The organism is Burkholderia sp. PvR073, assembly GCF_054055695.1.
In genome coordinates this window covers 42,922-65,807 of record NZ_JBSRXO010000019.1, presented here as the reverse complement: position 1 = coordinate 65,807, position 22,886 = coordinate 42,922, and the positions used below count along the sequence as shown (strand labels likewise).

The 22,886-nt window shown below is 63.8% G+C and carries 30 protein-coding genes; 21 read left to right on the top strand and 9 right to left on the bottom strand.

Annotated elements, in window-relative coordinates; translation table 11 throughout:
• Positions 1-77: 77 nt before the first annotated feature.
• The 5 genes from ACVK00_RS32750 (at position 78) to ACVK00_RS32730 (ending at position 2,030) form a co-directional block, all read left to right on the top strand.
• Complete coding sequence (locus tag ACVK00_RS32750; RefSeq protein ID WP_284901350.1) at positions 78-266, top strand: hypothetical protein; 189 nt, start codon at positions 78-80, stop codon at positions 264-266.
• Between the two features lie 222 nt (positions 267-488).
• Entirely contained in the window at positions 489-725 is a 237-nt protein-coding gene (locus tag ACVK00_RS32745; protein ID WP_166723120.1) for a hypothetical protein, read from the top strand.
• Between the two features lie 208 nt (positions 726-933).
• Positions 934-1,176, top strand: a complete 243-nt coding sequence (locus tag ACVK00_RS32740; RefSeq protein ID WP_228910120.1) for a hypothetical protein — start codon at positions 934-936, stop codon at positions 1,174-1,176.
• Positions 1,177-1,389: 213 nt separating this feature from the next.
• Complete coding sequence (locus ACVK00_RS32735) at positions 1,390-1,629, top strand: hypothetical protein (RefSeq protein WP_228910119.1); 240 nt, start codon at positions 1,390-1,392, stop codon at positions 1,627-1,629.
• Between the two features lie 185 nt (positions 1,630-1,814).
• Positions 1,815-2,030 (top strand): hypothetical protein, encoded by a 216-nt coding sequence (locus ACVK00_RS32730; protein WP_284901445.1) that lies wholly within the window; start codon positions 1,815-1,817, stop codon positions 2,028-2,030.
• Positions 2,031-2,079: 49 nt separating this feature from the next.
• Here ACVK00_RS32730 and ACVK00_RS32725 read toward each other — a convergent pair whose 3' ends face one another.
• Positions 2,080-2,391: a hypothetical protein gene (locus tag ACVK00_RS32725; protein ID WP_284901354.1), complete on the bottom strand. Its 312-nt coding sequence runs from the start codon at positions 2,389-2,391 to the stop codon at positions 2,080-2,082.
• 24 nt (positions 2,392-2,415) lie between these two features.
• On the opposite strand from ACVK00_RS32725, the gene ACVK00_RS32720 reads away from it, so the two are divergent.
• Positions 2,416-2,667, top strand: coding sequence for a hypothetical protein (locus ACVK00_RS32720; protein WP_435521291.1), 252 nt, complete (start codon positions 2,416-2,418; stop codon positions 2,665-2,667).
• Between the two features lie 563 nt (positions 2,668-3,230).
• On the opposite strand, the gene ACVK00_RS32715 is transcribed toward ACVK00_RS32720, so the two are convergent.
• Positions 3,231-3,608: a hypothetical protein gene (locus ACVK00_RS32715; protein WP_284901358.1), complete on the bottom strand. Its 378-nt coding sequence runs from the start codon at positions 3,606-3,608 to the stop codon at positions 3,231-3,233.
• Between the two features lie 231 nt (positions 3,609-3,839).
• Between ACVK00_RS32715 and ACVK00_RS32710 the strand changes: the two genes are divergently transcribed.
• The gene (locus tag ACVK00_RS32710) at positions 3,840-5,108 is read left to right on the top strand and encodes a hypothetical protein (RefSeq protein WP_284901360.1); all 1,269 of its coding nucleotides are present in this window, start codon (positions 3,840-3,842) and stop codon (positions 5,106-5,108) included.
• A gap of 257 nt (positions 5,109-5,365) precedes the next feature.
• On the opposite strand, the gene ACVK00_RS32705 is transcribed toward ACVK00_RS32710, so the two are convergent.
• Positions 5,366-5,680 carry a hypothetical protein gene (locus tag ACVK00_RS32705; protein ID WP_011661271.1) on the bottom strand — a complete coding sequence of 105 codons (315 nt, stop codon included), beginning with the start codon at positions 5,678-5,680 and terminating at the stop codon, positions 5,366-5,368.
• 401 nt (positions 5,681-6,081) lie between these two features.
• Complete coding sequence (locus ACVK00_RS32700; RefSeq protein ID WP_284901362.1) at positions 6,082-6,447, bottom strand: winged helix-turn-helix transcriptional regulator; 366 nt, start codon at positions 6,445-6,447, stop codon at positions 6,082-6,084.
• Positions 6,448-6,538: 91 nt separating this feature from the next.
• Between ACVK00_RS32700 and ACVK00_RS32695 the strand changes: the two genes are divergently transcribed.
• Positions 6,539-6,865, top strand: coding sequence for a nuclear transport factor 2 family protein (locus ACVK00_RS32695; protein ID WP_284901364.1), 327 nt, complete (start codon positions 6,539-6,541; stop codon positions 6,863-6,865).
• A complete protein-coding gene (locus tag ACVK00_RS32690; RefSeq protein ID WP_284901366.1) occupies positions 6,865-7,062 on the top strand; it encodes a hypothetical protein in 198 nt (65 codons plus the stop codon). Before ACVK00_RS32695 ends, ACVK00_RS32690 begins: the two co-directional genes overlap by 1 nt.
• An 817-nt stretch (positions 7,063-7,879) precedes the next feature.
• On the opposite strand, the gene gcvA is transcribed toward ACVK00_RS32690, so the two are convergent.
• Positions 7,880-8,812, bottom strand: a complete 933-nt coding sequence (gcvA, locus tag ACVK00_RS32685) for a transcriptional regulator GcvA (RefSeq protein WP_228910112.1) — start codon at positions 8,810-8,812, stop codon at positions 7,880-7,882.
• 137 nt (positions 8,813-8,949) lie between these two features.
• On the opposite strand from gcvA, the gene ACVK00_RS32680 reads away from it, so the two are divergent.
• Both ACVK00_RS32680 and ACVK00_RS32675 read left to right on the top strand, forming a co-directional pair.
• Positions 8,950-10,179: an MFS transporter gene (locus tag ACVK00_RS32680; RefSeq protein WP_284901368.1), complete on the top strand. Its 1,230-nt coding sequence runs from the start codon at positions 8,950-8,952 to the stop codon at positions 10,177-10,179.
• Positions 10,166-11,062 carry an oxidoreductase gene (locus ACVK00_RS32675; protein ID WP_284901369.1) on the top strand — a complete coding sequence of 299 codons (897 nt, stop codon included), beginning with the start codon at positions 10,166-10,168 and terminating at the stop codon, positions 11,060-11,062. Before ACVK00_RS32680 ends, ACVK00_RS32675 begins: the two co-directional genes overlap by 14 nt.
• Positions 11,063-11,109: 47 nt before the next feature.
• On the opposite strand, the gene ACVK00_RS32670 is transcribed toward ACVK00_RS32675, so the two are convergent.
• Complete coding sequence (locus ACVK00_RS32670; RefSeq protein WP_284901371.1) at positions 11,110-11,592, bottom strand: hypothetical protein; 483 nt, start codon at positions 11,590-11,592, stop codon at positions 11,110-11,112.
• A 405-nt stretch (positions 11,593-11,997) separates the two neighbouring features.
• Here ACVK00_RS32670 and ACVK00_RS32665 point away from each other — a divergent pair, with 405 nt between their 5' ends.
• Complete coding sequence (locus ACVK00_RS32665; protein ID WP_284901373.1) at positions 11,998-12,651, top strand: GNAT family N-acetyltransferase; 654 nt, start codon at positions 11,998-12,000, stop codon at positions 12,649-12,651.
• 27 nt (positions 12,652-12,678) lie between these two features.
• On the opposite strand, the gene ACVK00_RS32660 is transcribed toward ACVK00_RS32665, so the two are convergent.
• Complete coding sequence (locus tag ACVK00_RS32660; protein WP_006751123.1) at positions 12,679-13,557, bottom strand: LysR substrate-binding domain-containing protein; 879 nt, start codon at positions 13,555-13,557, stop codon at positions 12,679-12,681.
• A gap of 126 nt (positions 13,558-13,683) precedes the next feature.
• Between ACVK00_RS32660 and argH the strand changes: the two genes are divergently transcribed.
• The 7 genes from argH to ACVK00_RS32625 all read left to right on the top strand — a co-directional run bounded on the left by argH (position 13,684) and on the right by ACVK00_RS32625 (position 20,893).
• Positions 13,684-15,117: an argininosuccinate lyase gene (argH, locus tag ACVK00_RS32655; RefSeq protein WP_284901375.1), complete on the top strand. Its 1,434-nt coding sequence runs from the start codon at positions 13,684-13,686 to the stop codon at positions 15,115-15,117.
• The gene (locus tag ACVK00_RS32650; RefSeq protein WP_284901377.1) at positions 15,111-16,004 is read left to right on the top strand and encodes an amino acid ABC transporter permease; all 894 of its coding nucleotides are present in this window, start codon (positions 15,111-15,113) and stop codon (positions 16,002-16,004) included. Before argH ends, ACVK00_RS32650 begins: the two co-directional genes overlap by 7 nt.
• Complete coding sequence (locus ACVK00_RS32645) at positions 16,001-16,804, top strand: amino acid ABC transporter ATP-binding protein (protein WP_284901379.1); 804 nt, start codon at positions 16,001-16,003, stop codon at positions 16,802-16,804. The genes ACVK00_RS32650 and ACVK00_RS32645 overlap by 4 nt, the downstream gene beginning before the upstream one ends.
• Before the next feature lie 94 nt (positions 16,805-16,898).
• Positions 16,899-17,732: an ABC transporter substrate-binding protein gene (locus ACVK00_RS32640; protein WP_284901380.1), complete on the top strand. Its 834-nt coding sequence runs from the start codon at positions 16,899-16,901 to the stop codon at positions 17,730-17,732.
• A 7-nt stretch (positions 17,733-17,739) separates the two neighbouring features.
• The gene (locus ACVK00_RS32635; RefSeq protein WP_284901382.1) at positions 17,740-18,612 is read left to right on the top strand and encodes a polysaccharide deacetylase family protein; all 873 of its coding nucleotides are present in this window, start codon (positions 17,740-17,742) and stop codon (positions 18,610-18,612) included.
• Positions 18,609-19,517 (top strand): polysaccharide deacetylase family protein, encoded by a 909-nt coding sequence (locus tag ACVK00_RS32630; protein WP_284901384.1) that lies wholly within the window; start codon positions 18,609-18,611, stop codon positions 19,515-19,517. Before ACVK00_RS32635 ends, ACVK00_RS32630 begins: the two co-directional genes overlap by 4 nt.
• Positions 19,514-20,893 carry an MmgE/PrpD family protein gene (locus ACVK00_RS32625; RefSeq protein ID WP_354123349.1) on the top strand — a complete coding sequence of 460 codons (1,380 nt, stop codon included), beginning with the start codon at positions 19,514-19,516 and terminating at the stop codon, positions 20,891-20,893. The genes ACVK00_RS32630 and ACVK00_RS32625 overlap by 4 nt, the downstream gene beginning before the upstream one ends.
• A gap of 29 nt (positions 20,894-20,922) precedes the next feature.
• Here the strand turns inward: ACVK00_RS32625 and ACVK00_RS32620 are convergent, their stop codons facing one another.
• Both ACVK00_RS32620 and ACVK00_RS32615 read right to left on the bottom strand, forming a co-directional pair.
• Entirely contained in the window at positions 20,923-21,144 is a 222-nt protein-coding gene (locus ACVK00_RS32620) for a zinc-ribbon domain-containing protein (RefSeq protein ID WP_354123348.1), read from the bottom strand.
• Positions 21,145-21,152: 8 nt separating this feature from the next.
• Positions 21,153-21,362, bottom strand: coding sequence for a helix-turn-helix domain-containing protein (locus ACVK00_RS32615; protein WP_354123407.1), 210 nt, complete (start codon positions 21,360-21,362; stop codon positions 21,153-21,155).
• A gap of 29 nt (positions 21,363-21,391) precedes the next feature.
• Here ACVK00_RS32615 and ACVK00_RS32610 point away from each other — a divergent pair, with 29 nt between their 5' ends.
• Positions 21,392-21,880, top strand: a complete 489-nt coding sequence (locus ACVK00_RS32610; protein WP_435521303.1) for an AEC family transporter — start codon at positions 21,392-21,394, stop codon at positions 21,878-21,880.
• 200 nt (positions 21,881-22,080) lie between these two features.
• The gene (locus tag ACVK00_RS32605; RefSeq protein ID WP_284901387.1) at positions 22,081-22,884 is read left to right on the top strand and encodes a transporter substrate-binding domain-containing protein; all 804 of its coding nucleotides are present in this window, start codon (positions 22,081-22,083) and stop codon (positions 22,882-22,884) included.
• The last annotated feature ends 2 nt before the right edge of the window (positions 22,885-22,886 follow it).

Here is a 22,886-nt window from a genome sequence, read left to right as displayed (position 1 = left end):
TTTTCCACGGACGGGCGAACTGGAGCGCGTGGTCCGGTTCGTTCTTCGTGAGAGGCCCCGGTTTCAAGGAGCCAGTCATGAGCGATCTTTTCTTCAGCACAAATCTGCTGGGCGAATTCGACCGCCTGCACCGGCAGATGACCAGCGTCCTTGCGGGCTTTCCCGCGCGCCTGCGCGCGATGCGCAGCGAACTCTTTTCTCCACATCGGCCGCACCGACGACAGCGTCGAGATCACCGCGATCGCTGTCGGGGCTCGACCCGGTAGCGACCGATGGATCGCTTGACGAGGGGGTGCTGACGATCAGCGACGTGTGCAAACGGCCAAAGTACGCGCCGGCTGTCTCGATGACACGGGCTCGGTGGCGCGCTTCCTTGCGTGAGCGCGCCGCGGCGCATGGCAGCGCCGCCTTTCTATATACGGCCTGCACGACGCATCGTTTTCTGCACCGTGCCCCTGCATTGGGACGATGTCTTATGGGAGACGGAAATGCTCAGCCCACACGAATTTGCGACCTTGATGCTGGTTCGCCAGGCGCCGGACCAGATCGATATGAATCGCGCCGAGCTCGACGCACTGTTTGAACGCCAACTGGTCATGCTGGAACATTGCGCCGCAGGTGCACGCCGCGCATACCTGACCGAGAAGGGCAAAACGTTCCTCGATGCGCTGCACCCGAGCGACACACCACGCCGCAGCCGGCAGACCGCTGGCAACGGCGGGTGAGGAAGCATGGAGATGTCTTTCGCGCCGAGTAGCCGGACAACGGTTCTCGTGTTGCCTGGACGCGCAGGCTGAATGGCTGCGCGATCTCGACGACAAGCTGTTCGTCGCGCGCCGGGACTCGCGGCGGTGACAGCCGACGTGTGACGCACTCGCGCATGACCGGTGTCCCGCGCCCAAGCCATGCGCAATGCACTGCAGGAGGTGTCATATGCAAACGGACAATGTCATGGAGTATCACGGCTGCGAGGTCCGGCCGGTGGTAACCGTCACCGAACGTGGCCGCTACGCAGCATCGGCCATCGTCACCGACCGGGCCGGGGAAACACGCACGCTCGGCGTCGATGGAGACTTCGCCAATGCGCAGGAGGCACGCAATGAAGCGCTGGAGCTTGCCGTCGCATGGATCCAGCAGCGCTCAGTCGTGTCGGAGCGGTATGTTCGACGGACCTAGCGTGCCGGTCGAAAACGGGGCCCACCAGACGTTCTACGCATGGAGATCCGTACGAACAACAACATCGAGCCGATGCAGTCGTGCGTATAAGCCGAAAGTGCTCACTGGGTACGAATCGCCGATGAAACGACTGGAAAGGAGGGGTTTATAGGCGAATACGACTGGATGTTGGCGAGCATACTTGAGATCCGAATGACTCAACCAGGCTCGTCCATGGTGACCCTGAATATGCAAGCGATTGCGTGCGGCAAGACGATTCACGTTGTATTGATGGCTGATGCCGGGAGTGCCAATATTTTCGTGATGGACAATGAGAACGGCTCCCGTCAATCGCAGAGCATGAAGGTTCGCCAGTACCTCGACGCGGGCATGACTGACGAGGGTGTTGCTCGCCATGTGCTCAATGTCGTCGTGGCGGCGATCGAACGTCATGGTCGTCGATGGGCGCACTGAACTTCTGCTTGTCCGTTGACGTTGATCAACCTGTGCGAGGCTAGCGTTCGCGGTGAATGCAAACGACCGTCGGCGACGTGCTCCCCGTTCACGCCGCAATGCGGTTCAATGCTCAAGGTCTGACGCGCGTTCCTGCGCTGCTGCTGCGGCAGCACGGCTCGCGGCAACTGGCCACGGAGGGGCAAATGCTCTTCAATTCGACGCGGCTCCGAATCGATCCGACGCCGCGCAGGGCTGATGGAGAATTCATCGCGCATGTGAGGATCGTCACGATTCTGGAGGACGGCGATGAGAGAGAAGTGCACGCCAGCGGCGACCTGGCTGGCTTCGATGTGCGTGATGACGCAGTTGCGTATGCGACGAAGTGGGCGGAGGAATGGCTGGCCGCTCAATCTGGCTGAACGTGAATAACGGTAGCGCCGCTTCTTCGGCCATCGCGGCGCGCTACTGTCACGGGCGCTTCATCTCTTCGCTTTCCATTGCCGCATGTCGCTCTTCGCTTGCGGAAACGGGTTCCATCGCTTCGTCGACCGAAGCCAACGCATACTCGCAGGCCAATTTCGTTTCTTCGATGTCGGCCTCCGGCTCCTCGTCGTCGTTCGGAGGGGGATCGAGCATGTCCCGAAGCATCGTCGCCAGCTCCGGCGTGTCCCATGGTTCGCCTTTTTGACTTTTCCGCTTGATGTAGTGACGAATTTCTGCGTCTTGTTCGAATGTGAGCGGCAGGTGCCGAAAGGTGCTGTTCGGGTTGGCGTCAATCATGATGTTGCTCCCGGGTCATACAGGGTGGATGCCGCGACTGTCGAGTGCCCGCACGCGCGCGGCAAACTCCTATTTGCGGAAGCTCGAATCCTGGATTCGCTGGAGGCGGGCGAAAAGCTCATCCATCTGGAGTTCGAGAACCTTGTTTCGCTCGAATCGCGTGCGGAGTTTGTTGAGCTTGACTCGCCAATACGCTGGATCGTTGACGGACGATCGGTTGACGAAGGCGTGTTGCGTCTTCTCAAGCAGTCCGATCGATCGCCTGATATTGGCTAACTCGTGCTCCACATCGCAGTACCAGCTCATGATTGCCACCTTCCATTTAGGATTTGAAATTTTTGTTCGCTGAGCTGCGAAAACTCGTCACGACCTGCTGGCGCTCGTGGCGACGAACCGTGAGGATGAGCCCATTCTTCCCGGATCGCCAAGGCGTGGCGGGTGACGCGAAAGGGGCAACGACACGTGCGAGAGAGGGGCGGGGGCGGGGTGAGCAGTCAAGCCGCTTACGTGCACTCGGGCAAATTCATCATACGCGCATCCAACCTCGCGTGCGGGTCTTATTTTTGCCGCTGTGAAGCGTCGTTCGGTAGGGAATTTTGGCTCAACGGGTGTCGGGGTGACGCCCGACGTGTTTGAGTGGAATCGGAGTGCGTGACTGTCGGCTGGTTCGTATCGATCATTGCGATCGTGGCGGCCGTTGTCGCGGTGGTGTACACGGCAGGTGCGGCGTGACAGGCGGGCGACGGGCTTGGCAATCCGGGCATGGCCACGCTGTCGGGTAGTGTGACAGGGGGAGGGCGCTGGATGCGGCATGGGGCGTCGTCGCTGCAGGCTATTCATCACGCTGCAGTCTCGAACAGGTGTAGTGACCGAGAGACGCCGAGCGCTTGAATGGGTGCTCTCGCGTGAAAGCTGGATTGATGTTTCGCTCGATACATACCGCGAAAGCGGGCGTTGTCGTACCTGCGCTCGAACCTCAGAAGATCTGTCGCGATGCGCCGGCGTTCGTCGTCATAGAGGTGCATCACGCGGATTTCGTCGACCGCGCGACGCAGCCAGCCGTTGGCAATAGCGCGATGTTTGTCGACCGTGACGGTTGCCATTGACGGTGGCCATTGCCGAATGCCGGCGCCGGCCGCAGTGCCGTCGTCGGACTCATTTGCAGCATCAATCTCGTGTCGGTCAAAAATGCGCTCCCCTTGAAATGGCACCGACATGACGCACGCACCAAACAGCGCATCTACACGAACGCCTTCAATTTCAATCGAGCATCGTTTACTCTACGAACGAAAATGCCAACAGCGTCATTGAATTGACTCCCCTCATTATCGAATGGTGGGCAAGCATATGCGACTACTGCAGAATAATTAACGTAACGCATAAAAACGCCAGCCGGACCGGACCTATTCGAAACACGAAACTACCCGTCCATCACCACACGCACGAACATGCCCGACAACAACGAGACCAGCCGCCACCATCTCGTCGCCTTCGCGATCGACGACAACACGCAGGCCTGGTACGAGATGGTCATTCCCTTCATCGTATCGCTGCGTGCGACGGACTATCGCGGTCGCATTGGCGTCATCGGTTACGGCCTGTCCGCGAAAAAGCAAGCATTGTTGGTGGCGAACGGCATCGAGGTCTACACCAGTGTGGGCACCGGCGACCTGCCATGGGATCGCTACATATCGGCGGCGGCAATCTTCGACGCCGATCCGGAACTCAAGACGCTTGCCCTCTACGATGCCGATATCTGGTTCCCGGGCCCGAGCTTCGACATCTTCGATGTCGTACCCGACGATGATCATCTCCACGTCGCGCCCGACGCGCATTTCTGCGCATTCGTCATGTCACCGATCATAGGAGAGCGGAGAGACGCGCTGACGCACCAGTGCGCACAGGACGTGCTCGACCGATTGGGACATCCGCTACAGGCCGGGCTTGTTGTCGGCGGGCGCATCGCCTGGGCGCAGTTCGCGCAACACGTTCGGGCACAGGCCGGACGAATCGGGCAGGATTTCCAGGCGATCTATGGACTGGATACGACGTTCCTGCATCTTTGGGGCGGCCTCGGGCATGTTCGACTCGTCGGCTGCGAGCAGAATTTCGTCACGAAATGGGGCCTTCACGAGCGACATGATTTCGATACGGCTCGGATCCTGCTCGAATATCAGGGCAAACCGATCCGCGGTTTGCACATGACTGGCGATGTGCGCTACCTGAATCGCTGGCGATATCTGGCTCGCGAAGCGGACCATGCAATCGCACTCGGGCAGGCGTTTGCGCTCGCTCCCGAATCCGCAGTTCGAGAACAACCCGCCGAACTCGATTCGCAGTGCTTAGAACGATTCTCCGCCAGCGGTCTGGCCTTCGTCGCGGCGCATGAGGACATGCTGCCCAATGTCCCGCGCCTCGCTGCCGGCAGTTCGTTTCGACACCCGCAAGGCGTTGCGTTCAATGCCTGGGCGGCGCACAAGCTCGAATTCGAAGTGCTGCACGAACGAGCCGTGATCGATATCTCGCTGTCGCATCTGAGCGGCCAACCATCGGCTCCGCGGGCACAGCTGGAGCAAAACGGTGAAGTGCGATCGTTGCAGGTGCCATGCAACGGCAAACTGTCGGTGACGCGCGGCGACCGCGTGGTGCTGCGCGCGCTCACCCTACCGGGGCAAGCGTGTCATACCGCTTGGGATGTCGTCGTACGGCAGGCGTAGCTTAGGGGCGAGAATGGTTGATGCGGCGCACGTCCCCGTGGCGGCCGAGATGCAACGTGTCGGAAAAGATGTCGAACGCGTCTCGGTACCCACTCGCGATCCGCGGCAGCCACCTCGGTTTTAATAACTGAGCAGCTCGATTCAGTCCGACGCGCGGTACCAACTCGAGGCGTGTGTACCGAACGCGTGCGCTGAATATTCGGACCCGGCTCCAGAACAGGAGCAACGCTCCCGTCGGCTTCCGTTCCGACCACCTTTTACGCGTCTTTCAGCCAGGGCATTTCCACGGGTGACACGACCAGTTGCCGGAATTCGCGTTTCAGATCGAAGATGAACCCGACCAGGATCATGGAGTCGGCGTAAGGAATCGGAAAGACATGCGGATTTTCCGGAGTACGCAGGGGGCGCTCGGGTGTGTCCGCTGTCGCCGCGGCGTTCTCGCGAACGCTTTCCAGTTCGTCGGCCATGGCCGGGCCACTGACTTTCAGCACACGGCTACGCAGGTCGCTAAAGGGCTCGATGCGCGCAGCGTCTTCGTGGTATTCGGGCACTTCGTAAATGAACCAGGACATTTTCGTCTCCCATGAGCAGGGGCGCTATTCTAACGCCGCGCGAGGATCCACCGAAAATCGACCATGTTGTGCGATGGCCGCGGTCGCTGCGAGGCAGTCGACCAGGGGCAATTTCTGACGAGGCGGGCCGCCGCCGCGCCGAAAGCGTTGCCTTGCACACGACCGTGAGCCCGCGTTCGCGTCATCCAACCCGAACTTGCAATGCTATGCCGCGACGGCCGGGTTCCGACATTTTTAGGCCAGACGTGCCAGCAGATTCCTCCTATGTGCCGGTACGTGCTTCGAACTCGAGATCACGGCTCGTGCGCCTGAATCAGCAGGGTGCGTAGATAAACGTCACCCCGTTTGCTGCGGGGCATGGGAGATCGGGCGGCACGGATGGTTGTCGGCCAACCAAATCATCAGTCGTCAGTGTTCTCGTCCGGAGCGGGCGTCGCAACCCGCGTTTCGCGTTTTTCCGCCCATTTCAGCATCGCATCCAAAGCAGGACACAAAGCCTGCCCCCAATCCGTTAGACGGTACTCGACTTTCGGCGGGACTTGCGGATACAGCTTTCGCGACACGATTCCATCGGATTCCAGTTGCCGGAGTTGTTGGGCCAGCATCTTCTGAGAAATCCCGGGGATCAACTTCTCGAAATCCGAATAGCGTTGTACTTTTCCATCGAACAAATGGAAAAGGATGATCAGTTTCCATCGACCTTCCAGCAGTCGAAGAACTTCCTCTACCCCCAGTGCGGCGGTGGCTGGCGTGTATATCTTTCCCATAGCGCAGTAACTTACTTTTCGGTGCGTTCTTGATGAATAAATAGTCTATGGCGAAAATACTAGTACAGCAAACTATTGCGAGAACGCAACCATGTCCCTTTCACTACCAGATCCAGTCTCTGCCTACTTCAAGATCACCAATGGCGAGGACGTCGGGCACATCGTGCGTGTCTTCTCGCAGGATGCGGTCGTCGTTGACGACGGCCAGACGCACCAGGGGCATGCCGCCATCGAGTCCTGGCGACGGGAGGTACGGAAGAAATTCGAGTACACCGTGGAGCCTGTCAGCGCTTCCCAGGAAGGCGGTCGGCTGACGGTCACGGCCAATGTTGTGGGCAATTTCCCGGGTAGCCCTGTCCAGCTCGACCATGTGTTCAGCCTGGAAGGCGACAAGATCAAGTCATTGGAGATCGGTTGATGACCATGAACCCGGAATTGCAAGGCAAGCGCGTCCTGGTGACGGCAGGCACCAAGGGGATTGGAAAGGCCGTCGTCGGCCTGTTCCACGAACTCGGTGTCGTTCAGGGGAAATTACAGAAGTATTCGCATGCGGAACGGCGGCAGTTCTTGTGCCAGTCGGGCGCGCAAAATCGTCCACTGGGGAAGATATCGTAGTGAACGGTGGCGCATCCGGTCCCGTCGCAGCGAATCTTAGAGATAGGCTTCTGGCGATCCAGCACGGCACGGCGCCGGATACACACGACTGGCTGACGCGGGTGGTCGGCGGCGTCTGAGCCAAGCGCTGAAACTCGATAGGGATGGTGGGACGCATTAAAGAGAAAGCACTCAAGTAACCTTATACGATAAGGATATCGAATTAATTTAGCAACAGAGACTGAAGGCGATAGTCGTCTGTCCGCTGGAAGCTACGTTCAGCGCCCCAACGGTAGTATTGCCGGCATCAATGGTCCGATATCAAAACGAAATGACATGGAACGCACCCTGTCGTTATATTGCTATCTGACTGTACGGAACGGCAAGCTAAGAGGAATGGCGAATCATGCAGAGATTTGAGAACTGCATGGACGGAAGGCACGTTCCGTCAGTGTCCGAGAAGTGGTTGCCGAGTCTTGACCCATATCGTAACGAGACATGGCGTGAGATCCCGGATAGCACCGCGGAGGATGTCGATGCGCGGTGAAGGCTGCCCGTGCCGCATTCCTGTCACCGTCGTGGGCCATTTCCGTCGGAGCCATTCTCGTGGGACATCTACGGGCATCGTCGTAACGACAACAGCGTGCCGCACAAATGGATGCGGAGCCTGATCGCCAGTACCTGCGCCTCGCTCTGACGGTGCGGTTGCGATGAACCCATTTTTTCCGCAAAAGAGGTGAAAACATTTCGAGGTATTGCCGTATCGGGTGACTAGCGCCCGACGCGTAGCGTCAGCGTGCAGGCACGGAAGGTGTGCCGCCTGTTCTGATCTGCGAGCCTATCCAGCCTCTTGGCTCGCCATGCCTTCCATCCATTGCTCGAACGCGGACACCGCGGCATCGTCGGCGCGATCGGCGTTCGTCACCAGCGTGTAGTCGTCGGCGCGCCATACAGGCGATGCGATGGGACACACGAGGCGTCCTTCGGCGAGATCGCGCCCGATCAGCGGCAGCGACGCCAGCGCCACGCCCAGCCCCTCGATGGCCGCGCCAAGCTGAAGATTCACATGATCGAATTCGACATGGCGCGCTGCCCGCAGATCGGCGGCGCCCGCTTCCCGCAACCAGTGCGACCAGGCTGAGCGCGTCGTGGCCGAATGCAGCAGCGTGTGATGGCGCAGGTCGGCCACGCTCTGTATCGGATGCTGGCGCAGCAACGCGGGGTTGCAGGCCGGCACGCGCAGGTCGGGCATCAACGGGCGCGACACGACGCCCGCACCCTGTTCCGGACCGGAGCGAACACCGATATCGAAAGCGTCGGCGACATAGCGCAGCTTGCGTGATGTCGTCGACACCCTGACGTCGATGTCGGGATACCGCGAATGGAAATCGGCAAGCCGTGGCAGCAGCCAGCAAAACGCGAAGCTCATCGGCACATTCACCCGCACGACGCCTGATATCCGGTGTGTGAAGGTATTGTGGCGCAGCCGCACCACCGCGGTACCGAGGTGTTCGAACGCGTGGCTGACGTCGTTCAGCAATACGACCCCTTCGTCGGTCAGCACGACGCCGCGCGGACGACGGTCGAACAACGGCAGGCCGAACCAGTCCTCCAGCAGCCGGATCTGTTTTCCGACGGCCCAATGGGTGACATGCAGTTCCGCCGCCGCGCCCGCGAAGCTGCCGTGCCGCGCGACCGCATCGAAAGCGCGCAGCGCATTGAGCGGCGGCAACTCGTCCCGAATTTTCGCAGCACCGTGGCTTTCGCTCATGACGTGACTTTTTCTCTCCATTGACGCGATTTTAGCTCAATTGAAATGGCTGATACCTCCGCCATAAAATTGACGCATCGAGCCGAAAACCAAACCGAGAGCCGCTTCCATCAGCCGCTCGTACAGAGAGAACGTCGATGCGCTTGCCGGTTTTTTCTCCTCCCGTCATGCGGGACGCCGTGCCATCACGGCCGCGCGTGCTATGGCTAGCCTGCATTGCACACGCGATCCACGATGGCTATACGGACATGATCTACGCGCTGCTGCCCGTATGGCAGTCGGAGTTCGGACTCGACTTCGCGGCCCTGGCTATGCTGCGCGGCCTCTATGCCGGCACGATGGCGGTGCTGCAATTGCCGGCCGGGCGTCTCGCGCAACGCCTGGGCAGTCGCGCAGTCCTTGCGATCGGCACGCTGCTCGCCGCGCTGGGCTATGCAATCGCCGGCATGTCGGGTGGCCTGCTCGGTTTGTGCGTGGCGCTGGCGATATCGGGCGGTGGATCCAGCACGCAACATCCGATCGCATCGGGCGCCATCTCGCGCACCTATGGGCGTGACGCGAGAGGCCCACTGAGCCTCTACAACTTTTCCGGCGATCTGGGGAAATCCGCGCTGCCGGCAGCCATTTCGCTGCTCGTGATCATGATGCCGTGGCGTCACGCGCTATGGGTCGTCGCCGGATTGGGCTGCGTCGTTGCCGCCGGCATCGCGTTCTGGTTTCCCGCCGTGCCACGTGACGCCGGAAAGACGGCCGCAAAAGAGCAAGCGTCCGCTCAACGCAGGGGCACCGGGGGGCGCGGATTCACCGCGCTGTTTTCCATTGGCGTGCTCGATACGGCCGTACGCATGGGACTGCTTACCTTTCTGCCTTTCCTGCTCAACGCAAAAGGCATCTCGCCTCAACTGTTGGGAACGGCCCTTGCGCTTGTTTTCATTGGCGGGGCGGCCGGCAAATTCTTCTGTGGCTGGCTTGGCGTTCGCATGGGTGTGGTGAGTACGGTGCTGCTTACGGAAGGCGGTACGGCTGCGTGCATCATCGGCGTGATGTATCTGCCGTTGGCGCTTACCATGGTGCTGCTGCCGATTCTGGGCATGATGCTCAACGGCACGTCGTCCGTGCTGTACGGAACCGTTCCGGAGATGTCCCCGCCCGAGCGCACGGAGCGCGCATTCGCGATTTTCTACACGGGAACGATCGCATCGGGCGCGATATCGCCCGTCCTCTACGGTTTCCTCGGCGACAGGATCGGTGTGCAGGCCGCCACGTATGCCACCGCGTTCACCGCTCTGGCAATTTTTCCGCTCGCGCTCGCACTGCGCCCGCATCTCGGAGATCACTCGGAGGATGAACACCATGATGAAGTCTGACTACCCGACCGTCGCCGTTGTCGGTCCGGGCGCAATCGGAACGACCGTTGCCGCGGCCCTCCATGAGGCTGGCCGCACGCCGGTGATCTGCGGCCGCTCGGCGCACGAGCGGCTGACGCTGCGCTTCGATGGCGGCGAGATCGTCGTGCCCGGGCCCGTGCTGACCGATCCGCAAGCGGTCAAGGAAAGGTTCGATCTCGTGTTCGTTGCGGTCAAGTCGACGCAAGTGGCGAGTGCGGCACCCTGGATCCCAGCGCTATGCGATGCGAAGACGGTTGTCTGCGTGCTGCAAAATGGCGTCGAGCAAACAGCCGCCTTCGCGCCATATGCAGCCGGCGCGGCGATCGTGCCATCGGTCGTCTGGTTTCCGGCGCAACGCGAATCGGATGCGTCGGTGTGGCTGCGCGGCAAACCTCGGCTCACTGTGCCCGATACGCCGGCAAGCAACGTGGTGGTCTCGGCGTTGCACGGCACGCGATGCCCGGTCGAGGTGGCGGCCGATTTCGTCTCGCTCGCGTGGCGAAAGCTTTTGCAGAACGCGGTGGCGGGACTCATGGTGCTGACTGGCCGCCGCGCCGGCATGTTCTCGCGAAGCGACATCACTGAACTGTCGCTCGCCTACCTGCGGGAATGTCTCGAAGTCGCCCGTGCGGAGGGCGCGAAGCTGGGCGATGAAGTGCCGCGGGAGATCGTCGACGGATTCCATCGCTGCCCGCCCGATTTGGGGACGTCCATTCTTGCCGACCGGCAGGGTAACCGCCCCCTCGAATGGGACTGCCGGAATGGCGTTGTGCAGCGATGCGGACGATCTCACGGAATTCCGACGCCGATCAGCGATCTGGTCGTGCCGCTTCTCGCGGCCGCCAGCGATGGTCCCGGCTAGTTGCAAAGAAACCGGTATCCAACCCGACTAGCGTAAGCCGTCACCGGTCACTCGAACTTGCCGAAATCTACTTCTTCCTTGACGAGCTTCCCTGTCAACAGGAGTGTTCGTTCGATGTCTGCGACTATGGACGAGTTGTTGATTGAGGCGGTGACGAATAGTCCCCAGATATCGTCGTCTATTTCATAGTATCCGCGAGCATATTTCCAATAGCTGAAATAGCGATCCTGAGATAATGCGATTCGTGGATCATCAAGGCCGTCTGGATGCGGCACTGGGACAGAATGGAGAGCATCTTGTAGGATCGCAGCGACGTTTGGAAAGTCGACAGTGCGATGGTCTTCAAGTATCTCGACCAGAAGATCGCTACTGTGATATGCGGGCCGAACCCGGAATCGAATCAGTTTTGTCATTGCTCGTTTTTCTATTTCGAAAGAGCGTGGCAAAAATGCCCGCCAGACCAGAATGCCTACTGCATCTGTGTATCGTTCTTCCCTGAATACCCCTTCAAGGCTCACCGATTCTGCCAACCGTGGTCGCCATCTGGATAGCGTCGTGTCGTATTCTAGCGCCTGAATGCCGACGTCCCCGGTGTTCCCCCGGAAAGCCGCGATGAACCGTATTTTATTTGTGCTGTGAATAGTTAGATCAACATATCCATTTCGAAAATAAACGCTGCAGACCTATCGTTGAGGTCTGCAGGCCTCCAGACACGAGTCTACGTGTCGAAGCCGGCTGATCGTCGGTGTTCCTGTCGGCGCGACAAGGAAAGGAGGAGACAAAGATGCACAATCTTCGAATGCTCCAGGGCTTGGCGCTTGGCGGAGAGTACGGCGCGGCGACCGGCTGACGCTGGGTTTGGAGCGGTTGCAGGAGATCTCGACCAGCGGTGTGCTCACCGTGACGGTTGACGCGGTTCCTGCACAGCGTCCGCAATGCGAAAGCGCTGGCGCGCTGATCCGCCATGTCTGCGAGGTGCTGACATCGTCGCCCGGATCATCGACAATCCGGCGTGTGCGCCGCACCCGCGCGCGCCAAGCCGCCCGAGAGACGCCTCCATGTCCGGAATATCCATCCGATCCGCCAGCCTCGCCGATGCGCAGGCGATCGCCGATTTTCACGTCAAGGTCTGGCGGCATACCTATCGCGATCTCGCGCCGGCGCAAGCACATGCCGTCCTCGACGCGCACTATCGCGGCAGGAAATGGCGGGAGAAGCTGGCGTCGAACGATGGCGACCAGCTGGTGCTCGTGGCGGAAATCGACGGCACGATCGTCGGAATCGGCGCGGCCGGCGCGCCGTCGGAGCCGATCTTCGGCGGCCGTGGCGAGATCAAGTTCCTGTATGTCGACCCCGGGTTCAAGCGTCGCGGCATCGGCCGCATGCTGCTCGCCCGGCTCGCCACGCATTTGCAGAAGGTGCGGTATCGGGGCGCGGCGTTGAGTGTCGTCAAGGGAAACGATGCCGCGATCGCCTTTTACGCGTCGCTGGACGGCCGGTTGGCGGGCGAGTATGTCGATCCGGGGCCGATCTGGCGATCGCACAACATCGTGATGGTATGGGACGACCTGGCGAGTCTCGCTACCTGAGTCCGCCCCCTGCCGCGCGCTCGCGCGTCACGCCAGGCAGGCGCGCAACCACGTCGTGAACGCGGTCACGAGCGGCGAATCGGCCAGCTCGTGACGCGTGACCAGATAGTAGGCATGACGCGACGGCACGGCCGCGCTGAACGGCCGCACGAGCGTGCCGTCGAGCAGGTCGTCGCGCACGGAGAGGCTGTCGCCGAGCGCGACGCCTTGCCCGTGCACCGCGGCTTCGACGCCGATGTGCGCGTTGCCGATTTCCAGAATGCGGATGCCCGGCAGCTTGTCCGCGTTCGCTTCCGCCAGCCAGCGCGTCCAGGAGCCCGCGTGCTCGCAGAACAGCGTGCGTCCCGCGAGATCCTGCACCTTGCGGATCGCATCGGGCCCGTTCATCAACGCCGGGCTTACGACCGGGAACAGCGCCGGATGCGCGAGCAGCTCGACGCGCCGGTTTCGCCAGTTGCCTTCCCCGTAGCGAATGCATACGTCGACGTCGGGTGAGTAGGTCTCGCGATCGTCGTTCGACGGAATCACTTTCAGGTGGATCCCCGGATAGCGCTCGAGAAAATCGCCGATGTGCCGGGCGAGCCAGCGCGACGTCAGCGACAGCGGCGTCGACACGACGAGATCGCCGGCGGCCGCCGGCGAATCGAGCCTGACGGTGGCGTTCGCGATCATGTCGAACGCGGCGCCGACCGGTTCCAGCAACGCCTCGCCTTCGGGCGTGAGCTTTACGCGGGCTTTTGATCTGACGAATAGTGCGACGCCGAGCGTGCTCTCGAGAATCCGGATCTGATGGCTGACCGCGCTCGCGGTCACGTGCAGTTCGTCGGCGGCGGCCGACACGGTGCCGCACCGGGCGGCAGCCTCGAACGCGCGAAGCGGGTTCAGCGGGGGCAGGCGGTTGCGCATCGGCGGGCGCGTCGCAGGCGACGGTGCTGAGAAAAATTTCATTAAAGCGGATTCAATTTCTCGCTACAACAAAAAAAATTGAATGCCTACAGTGGGGGTAATCCAACCGAGTCGAGGTCGACCGCAATGAGCCTTACCGAACCGATCGAGCGCCTGTGGGGCGGCCGCTTCCAGTCGAAACCGTCCGACGCGCTGCAGAACCTGTCGCGCTCCGATCCGAGTTTCTTTCGTCTCGTGCCGTACGACCTCGCGGGCTCCTGCGCGCATGCGCGCGAGTTGAATCGCGCCGGCATCGTGAACGACGACGAACTCGCGCAACTGCTGGCCGCCATGGACGGCATCGCGCGCGACCACGCGGCCGGTGCGATCGCGCCGTCGCTCGTCGACGAGGACGTGCACACCTTCCTCGAGCGCGTGCTCACGCAGCGGCTGCCGGCGCTGGGCGGCAAGCTGCGCGCAGGGCGCTCGCGCAACGACCAGGCGGCGAACGACCTGCGCCTGTACCTGCGCGACAAGGCCCGCCAGCTCGTGCGCGGCGTGCTCGACCTGCAGGATGCGTTGATCGGCCAGGCGAGCCGGCACGTCGACACGGTAACCGCCGGATTCACCCACCTGCAGCCCGCACAGCCGATCGTGTTCGGTCATCAGTTGCTCGCGCACGCGCAGTCGCTGTATCGCGACGTCGACCGCCTCGTCGACTGGGACCGCCGTACCGCACGTTCGCCGCTCGGCGCGGCCGCGCTCGCGGGCTCGGCGATCTGCGTGCGGCCGGAGCTGTCCGCGCAGGAACTCGGTTACGACGCGCCGTGCGAGAACTCGATCGACGCGGTGGCCGCGCGCGATCACGTCGCCGAATTCGTATTCGTCACGAGCATGCTGGCCGTGAACCTGTCCCGGCTGTCGGAAGAAGTGATCCTGTGGACGTCACGGCAATTCCGCTGGGTGGAACTCGACGATGCCTATGCGACCGGCAGCTCGATCATGCCGCAGAAGAAGAACCCGGACATCGCGGAACTCGCGCGCGGCAAGGCGGGGCGCCTGATCGGCAACCTGACGGGCCTGCTCGCGACGCTGAAGTCGCTGCCGCTCGCGTACAACCGCGATCTCGCGGAAGACAAGATCGCGGCGTTCGATTCGATCGACACGCTCGAACTCGTGCTGCCCGCGATGGCGGGGATGATCCGTACGATGCGCGTCAACGTCGACGAGATGCGTCGCCAGGCGCCGCTCGGCTTCACGCTCGCGACCGAGGTGGCGGACTGGCTCGCGCTGACGGGCGTGCCGTTCAGCGAGGCGCACGAGATCACCGGCACGCTCGTGCGCGCGTGCGAGCGGGACGGCATCGAACTGGCCGACGCGAGCGCGGAACAGTTGCAGGCCGTCGACACGCGCCTCGCGCCCGCGGTGCGCGCGCATCTGACGCTCGACGCGGCCGTCGCCGCGCGCGGCGGGGCGGGCGGCACGTCACCCGCGCGCGTGCGCGAGCAGATCGGCCGCCTGAGCGACGCGATCGAACGCCAGTCCGCATGGGCGGCCGACTACCGGGGGCCGTCATGCTGAGCGCATCCGAATCGGGCCGTCTCGATGACACACCGGAGCCGGCCGCCCGCGCCGCGGACGATATCGCCGGGTTCGTGCGCGTGCGCCGGCGCTACTGGGGCCGCTATGTCGCGTCGATCGCGATCATTGCCGCGCTTGCGTATGTGGCGGTCGCGTTCGCGCGCGGACAGATCGAGTGGCGCGTCGTCGGCCAGTTCCTGACCGCACGCTCGATCCTGACGGGGCTCGGCAACACGATCGTGATGACCGTCCTCGCGATGACGCTCGGCGTCGTGCTGGGCGTCGTCACAGCGGTGATGCGGCTGTCGTCGAACCCGGTGCTCGGGGCGATCGCGCAGGGCTACATCTGGCTGTTTCGCGGCACGCCGGTGATCCTGCAACTGCTGCTGTGGTTCAACCTGGCGCTGGTGTTTCCGACGCTCGGCATCCCGGGTATCGCCGAATACCGGACCGTCGACGTGATGACGCCGTTCCTCGCGGCGGTGCTCGGGCTCGGCATCAATCAGGGAGCCTATACGTCGGAAGTCGTGCGGGCGGGGCTGCTGTCGGTCGACACGGGCCAGTACGAGGCTGCGAAATCGATCGGCATGCCGCGCCTGCAGGCGCTGCGCCGGATCATCCTGCCGCAGGCGATGCGCGTGATCGTGCCGCCGATCGGCAACGAGCTGATCGGCATGGTCAAGCTGACGTCGCTGGCGAGCGTCGTGCAGTACGCGGAGATGCTGCACAACGCGCAGAACATCTACTACGCGAATGCCCGCGTGATCGAGTTGCTGATCGTCGCGGGCATCTGGTATCTCGCGGTCGTCACCGTGCTGTCGATCGCGCAGGCCCGCGTCGAGCGGCGTTTCGCACGCGGCGCGGGCAGGGCGGCGGGCCGTAAATGAACGACACGACCCTCAACCATCGGGAGAACGTCATGACGAACGCGGTCGTTCGCGCGGTCGACGTACGCAAGTCGTACGGCGATTTCCAGGCGCTGCACGGCATCACGCTCGACGTCGAGCCGGGCGAAGTGCTGTGCATCATCGGGCCGTCGGGCTCGGGCAAGAGCACGTTCCTGCGCTGCATCAACCAGCTCGAGACGATCAGCGCCGGCGCGCTGTGGGTCAACGGCGAACTGGCCGGCTACCGCCGCGCCGGCAGCCGGCTCCACGAACTGTCGGAGCGCCAGGTCGCGCGCCAGCGGCTGGCGACGAGCATGGTGTTCCAGCGCTTCAACCTGTTTCCGCACAAGACCGCGCTCGAGAACGTGATCGAAGGCCCGGTGCAGGTGCTCAAGCGCCGCCGCGCGCAAGCGGAGGAGGAAGCGCGTGCGCTGCTCGCGCGCGTCGGGCTCGCGCACAAGTGCGATGCGTTTCCGGTCGAGCTGTCCGGCGGACAGCAGCAGCGCGTCGCGATCGCGCGGGCGCTCGCGATGCATCCGCAACTGATCCTGTTCGACGAACCGACGTCGGCGCTCGACCCCGAACTGGTCGGTGAAGTGCTGGCCGTGATGCGCGACCTCGCGAAGAGCGGGATGACGATGATCGTCGTCACGCACGAGCTCGGGTTCGCGCGCGAGGTGGCCGACCGCGTGGTGTTCATGGACGGCGGCCGGATCGTCGAGAGCGGGCCGCCCGATCAGGTGCTGTCCGCGCCGACGCACGCGCGCACGCGCGAGTTCATCTCCGCCGTGATTGCATGACCGGGGCGGGCGCCCCGTTTTGCAGCGTCCCAACGATCGAGCCGTCGACGAGCGCGGCATCGTCCCCATTCCTCTACATGACAAGGCGACACCCATGAAAGCATCCGTCCTGACCCGCACGCTGGCCGCCGTCGCATTCGGCGCGCTCACACTCCACGCATCGTTCGCCGTCGCGCAATCCGCAAGCGCGAAACGCACGCTGAACGTCGCGATCGTGCCGAACTATCCGCCGTTCGAATACAAGGATCCGGCGACCGACAAGCTGGCGGGCTTCGACGTCGATCTCGGCGAGGCGCTCGCCGCGAAGATGGGCGCGAAGCTGAACTGGGTCGAAACGAGCTTCGACCAGATGATGAGCGCGGTCGCGACGCAGCGCGTCGACATGATCCTGTCCGGCATGACCGACCTGCCGACGCGCCGCGATGCGGTGACGTTCGTCGACTACATCGAGACCGGCCCGCAGTTCTATACGCTCAAGGCGCGCGCCGGCGAATTTGCGCAGATGGGCGCGCTGTGCGGCAAGCGCGTCGGCTCGAGCCGACGCACGTCGTTCCCCGACAACACCACCGCGTGGAGCGCCGAGAACTGCGTGAAGGCCGGCAAGCCGGCGATCATCGTCGTCGGTACCGACGGCTCGTCGGACGCGCGGATGCAGTTGCGCCAGAACCGCATCGACGCGGCCGTGCAGGGCGGCGAGACGCTGCCGTACCAGAACAGCCTCGAGCAGAACGCGTATGCACCGGTCGGCAAGCCGTTCCTGTCGCAATACACGGGCATCGGCGTCGCGAAGAGCAATACCGCGCTGAGCGGCGCACTGACGACGGCGCTCAACCAACTGATCGCGGACGGCTCGTATCAGAAGCTGCTCGCGAAGTGGGGGCTGCAGGAGCACGCGGTGGCGAAGGCGATGGTCAACGGCACCCACTGAGCGCGCGATGACCGACCTGGCTCCCCGCTGGCCGGCCGCGAAGCGCGCGTGCGTCGCGCTCGCGTTCGATCTCGACGGCCCGACCGGCGACGCGATGCTGAACGGGTCGATCTGGCGCAACCCCGCGTATTTCACGCTCGGCAGCTACGGGCCGTGGCGGGCGCTCGGCCGGCTGCTCGACATGCTTGCATCGTTCGGCCTGCCCGCGACGTTCTTCGTGCCCGCGTGGGTCGCGCAGACGTGGCCCGCGCAATGCGCGGCAATCGTCGAGCGCGGCCACGAGATCGGATATCACGGTTACCGGCACGAAGCGTTCTGGGCGCTCGAGCCCGAGCGGCAGCGCGAGATCATGGCGCAGTCGGCCGACATCTTCGCGCGCACGCTCGGCGTGCGGCCGGTCGGGTTCCGCACACCGTCGGGTGACTGGAGCGACGCTACGGTGGCGGTGCTGCGCGAAGCGGGCGTGCGCTATTCGAGCTCGATGCGTGGCGACGACCGTCCGTACCTGCTGCCCGGCGCGGACGGCGAGCCGCCGCTCGTCGAGATTCCCGGCCGCTGGGAGACCGACGATTATGCGTCGCTTGCGTATCACCGCAACCCCGACTATCCGGCGGGGCTCGACCGGATCGCCGGCTATGAGGCGACGCTCGACAACTGGACGCGCGAATTCGACGGGATATACCGCGAAGGGCTGTGCCTGACGACGCTGCTTCATCCGAAAGTCTGCGGCAAGCCGGGGCGCATCGCGCTGCTGGAGGCCTGGCTCGGCCACATGTGCGCGCAGGATGGCGTCTGGTTCGCGCGCTGCCGCGACGTGGCCGACTGGTGGCTCGCGCAGCACGCGCAAGGCGTGCAATCCACGCACCGGAGCAACATGTGAAGACACCTTGTGCGTGGCCGGGCGGCGCGCGATGCGCGGTCGCGATCACGGTCGACTTCAACGACATTCATGGCATCCAGACACGCGAGCCGCGTATCGTCGGCCGGGAAAAATCGCTGTCGGTGTGGCGCTACGGCGCGACGCGCGGCGTCGACCGGCTACTCGCCGCGTTCGACGAATTCAGCGTACCGACGAGCTGGTTCGTGCCGGGCCGCGTCGCGCAGACGCATGGCGGCGCCGTGCGGGCGATCGCCGCCGCCGGGCACGAGCTCGGCGTGAGCGGTTTTCGCTGCGAGGATTTCGACGCACTGCCGCTTGCCGCGCAGATCGATGCGTGCCGCGCCGGGCGGGCGGCGCTCGCGGACGCGACCGGGCGCCGCGCGGAAGGCTTTCGCTCGTTCACTGGCAACTGGGCCGACGGCTTTGCGGACTTTCTCGTGGCGGAAGGCTTCACGTGGTCGTCGTCGTGGCGCGGCGACGATTTGCCGTACCTGCATCCGCGCGCCGACGCAGGCGCGGCCGACCTGCGGCTCGTCGAACTGCCGCTGCACTACGAACTCGAGGACGAGCCGTACTTCGAGTTCAATCTGTCGCCGCCGGTGCCGGCCGGTCAGCCGCGCATCGCCGCGTACCGTGACGTGCTCGACAACTGGCGGCGCGATGTCGACGGGTTTCGGCGCTTCGGGCTGTGCTGCGTGCTGCGCCTGCATCCCGAGATCATCGGCACGGCAGGGCGGATCGACCTGTTGCGTGCGTTGCTCGCGCACCTGCGCGACGCGGGCGACGTCTGGTTTGCGACCGGGCGTGACGTTGCGCGCTGGTGGCGCGGGCAGGTTCGCGACAACGAGCCGGACCATCCGGTCGACGTGTTTGCACGCTGCGTGGCAGAGGCGTCGGCGCGATGACGATGGATACCGAAACGCGCGCCACGCGGCTCGCGACGTTTGTCGCGCAAACGCCTGCCGCCGCCGTGCCTGACGATGTCGTCGCAAAGGCCACGCGTCATGTGCTCGATACGTTCGGTGCCGCACTGGCTGGAACCTCGGCTGTCGAGACGCGCAGTGCACGTGCGCTCACCGGCGCTGTCGCGCGCGACGGCGCGTCGCTGTGGGGCACGCAGTGCAGCGCAAGCGCGCGCGACGCCGCGTTCGTCAACGGGATCGCCGCACACGCGCTTGAGCTCGACGATGCCGGCGGCTGCGATCATTCGGGTGCCGTCGTGCTGCCGGCCGTGCTCGCCGCGTTGTCGTGCGCAGGCCGCCCCGTGACCGGCCGGGAATGCGTGACCGCAATCGTGCTCGGCTACGACGTCGGCCGGCGCGTGCTGGAAGCAGCCGGCGGCTACTCGGCTCACAACGGTGCCGGCTGGCACTCGACACTCAGTTGCGGTGTGTTCGGCGCGGCGGCCGCGAGCGCACGCGTGCTCGGGCTCGACGCTGCGCGCACGCGCGACGCGCTCGGCCATGCGGCAAGTTTCTCCGGTGGTCTGTGGGGCTTCATCCACGACGGCTCACAGACGAAGCGGCTGCATGCCGGCCGGGCCGCGGAAGGCGGCGTGCTCGCGGCGCTGCTGGCACGGGAAGGTGTGAGTGGCCCGGCCAGGGTGTTCGATGACGTGTGGGGTGGCTTCTTCAACACGTTCGCCGCGCAATCGCAGGCACCCGACGCGCTGACCGACGGCCTCGGCGCGCACTGGAAACTGATGCGCTGCTCGATCAAGCCGCACGCGTCGTGCCGCAGCGCGCATGCGGCAATCGACGCGGCGCTGCAGCTTGCGGACGGTCACACGTTCGAGGCCGTCGAGATCGAGCGGGTGGTCGTGCGGGCGAGCGCGTTCGTGGCCCGGATGTGCGGCGGCCGCGACCTGTCGACGCTGTCGTCGGCGCAGATGAGCCTGCCGTACGCGGTAGCGGCGGCACTCGCGTACGGCGACACGGGGATCGGCGTTTATCGCGACGACAGGCGTACGGATTCGCGCGTCACGGCGTTGCTCGCACGTATCGCGATCGAGGTCGATCCAGCGCTGGGCGATCTCGATGAGCCGACGGTGAGCCTGCATCGCGCGGACGGGCGGCGGGAATCGCGTCACGTGCCGATCGCGCTCGGCGATCCTCGCAAACCGCTGTCCGACGCGGCGCTGCTGGCGAAGTATCGTGCGCTGGCGGGCATGGCGCTCGAGCATGCGCAGGTCGATGCGTTGAGCGACGCGTGCCTGTCGCTGGAGCGGGCGGCGGACGCGCGGGTGCTGAACGCGCTACTCGCGGGGGATGCGGAACGCTGATCGTCATAGCGTTTGAGCGGTGCTACGCGCTAAACGGCTCGTGAGTGGCCATGAAACTCTGGCCGGTCCAGTTCGCCTTCGATGCAAGCGTGCAAGCGAACGCCGGCGCCGGTCTCCCCATAGTAACGGTTCGAAGGCGACGCTTCCCAGAAATGCATTGGGTTTGTCCTGCAGCGCCACCAGACCTTGCAGCCTGACCCGATCGTATAGTCAGATGGCCCCGATCGCAGCCCCCGATTCAACCGGTTCACCACTGCCGCTATGTGAAGCGCTCCCGTTTTGTACTTCCGCGCTGGAGCAACGGTGCGTACTCGTGCAATTCTCGTGGCGCGATGTCGAAGGCGCGACGAAATGCGCGCGTAAAGCTCGACGCATCATTGAAACCTAACCCCGAGGCTACGTCCTGTACCTCCATATGAGGAAAGCGCACCAGCTCATCGGCCGCCATTCTTAGCCTGCGGTTGCGGATATAGGCGGCCAGGCCACCTTCATGCTCGAATATGCGATACAGGCCGTGGCGGCGCGCCGTCGGCGCGGCAGATCGGCGGCGCGCTGCTGAGGAACCCGGTCATCATGTCGGTCGTGCTCGGCGCCGCGTTCAATCTCGGCGGGCTGCGTTTGCCGGGCATGGCGGCAAGCGTGCTGTCGATTCTCGGCGCGGCGTCGCTGCCACTCGGCCTGCTCGCGGTGGGCGCGGGCCTCGACGTGAAGGCCGCGAAGGCGGCGCGCGGCCCGGTGTTCCAGTCGTCGGTGATCAAGTTGCTGCTCGTGCCGCTGCTGACCTTCTGGATCGGTTTCAGCCTCGGCATCCGCGGCCCGGCGCTGACGACGATCGTGCTGTTCAACTCGTTGCCGTGCACGCCGTCCGCCTACATCATGGCGAAGCTGCTCGGCGGCGATCATCGTCTGTCTGCCGGCATCATTACGGTTCAGACGGCGCTCGCGGCCGTCACGATGCCGCTGGTGCTGCTCGTGTTCCACGGTTGAACCGGTTCGCGCCCCGCGTCGCTTTTCTCGTGCGGCGGCGCGTTTCGCGATCGCACTCGGCTGGCTCGCCGCATATCGCCGGATCAGATATGGATCGAAAAAATAACCATTTGGTACACGCACCGGCAGGCACTAAAGTCTCGCATCCTGCTGCCGGTTGCGACGCCGGCGATTTCGACACTATTTCGGAAGCCTGCCAGATGAATCGATCGATGTACTCCCGGGTCCGCGGCGCCGCGGCCGCGTTGTTCATGCTTGGCGTGGCGTCCGCCGCCCACGCGGCGCAGCCGACGCTGCGCGTCGGCATCGACGCCGAGTCGTACCCGCCGTTCTTCTCGAAGGATGCGACCGGCAAGTGGAAAGGGTGGGAAATCGATGTGCTCGATGCGGCGTGCGGCAAGCTGAACGTGCGTTGCGAACTCACCGACATCGCGTGGGACGGGCTGATCCCGGCACTGCAAAACCGGAAGATCGACGTGATCTGGTCGTCGATGACGATCACCGGCGAACGGCAGAAGGCGATCGACTTCAGTCGTGCCTATTATGAATCGCCGACGGTATTCGTCGGCGCGAAAAGCGATCGGCGCCGCGTCGATTGCGCGGTGCCTGCAACCTTCAAGGATCGCGTGATCGGCGTGGAGGCTGGCACGAACTTCTCGGCGTTCCTCGATGCACGCTTCAAGCGCGATGCGCAGATCAAGGCGTTCGACAAATTCGACAACGCCCTTGCGGACCTGGTCTCCGGACGGGTCGACTACGTGCAGGAAGCGAAGGGCCTGTTCACGGCGTTCTTGTCGTCGCGCGACGGGAAGGATTTCGAGGTCAAGGCCACCTGCGGGGACAACCCGGTGCTGGGTCTCGGCATCGGTGCGGGCGTGCGGCAAGGCGATGCACTGCGCGGCCGGTTGTCGACCGTGATCGCGCAACTTCAGCAGGACGGCACGTGGGACGCGATCACCGCGCGCTATCCGAACCTGAAGGGCACGATCGAGAAGGGCCGGTGAGC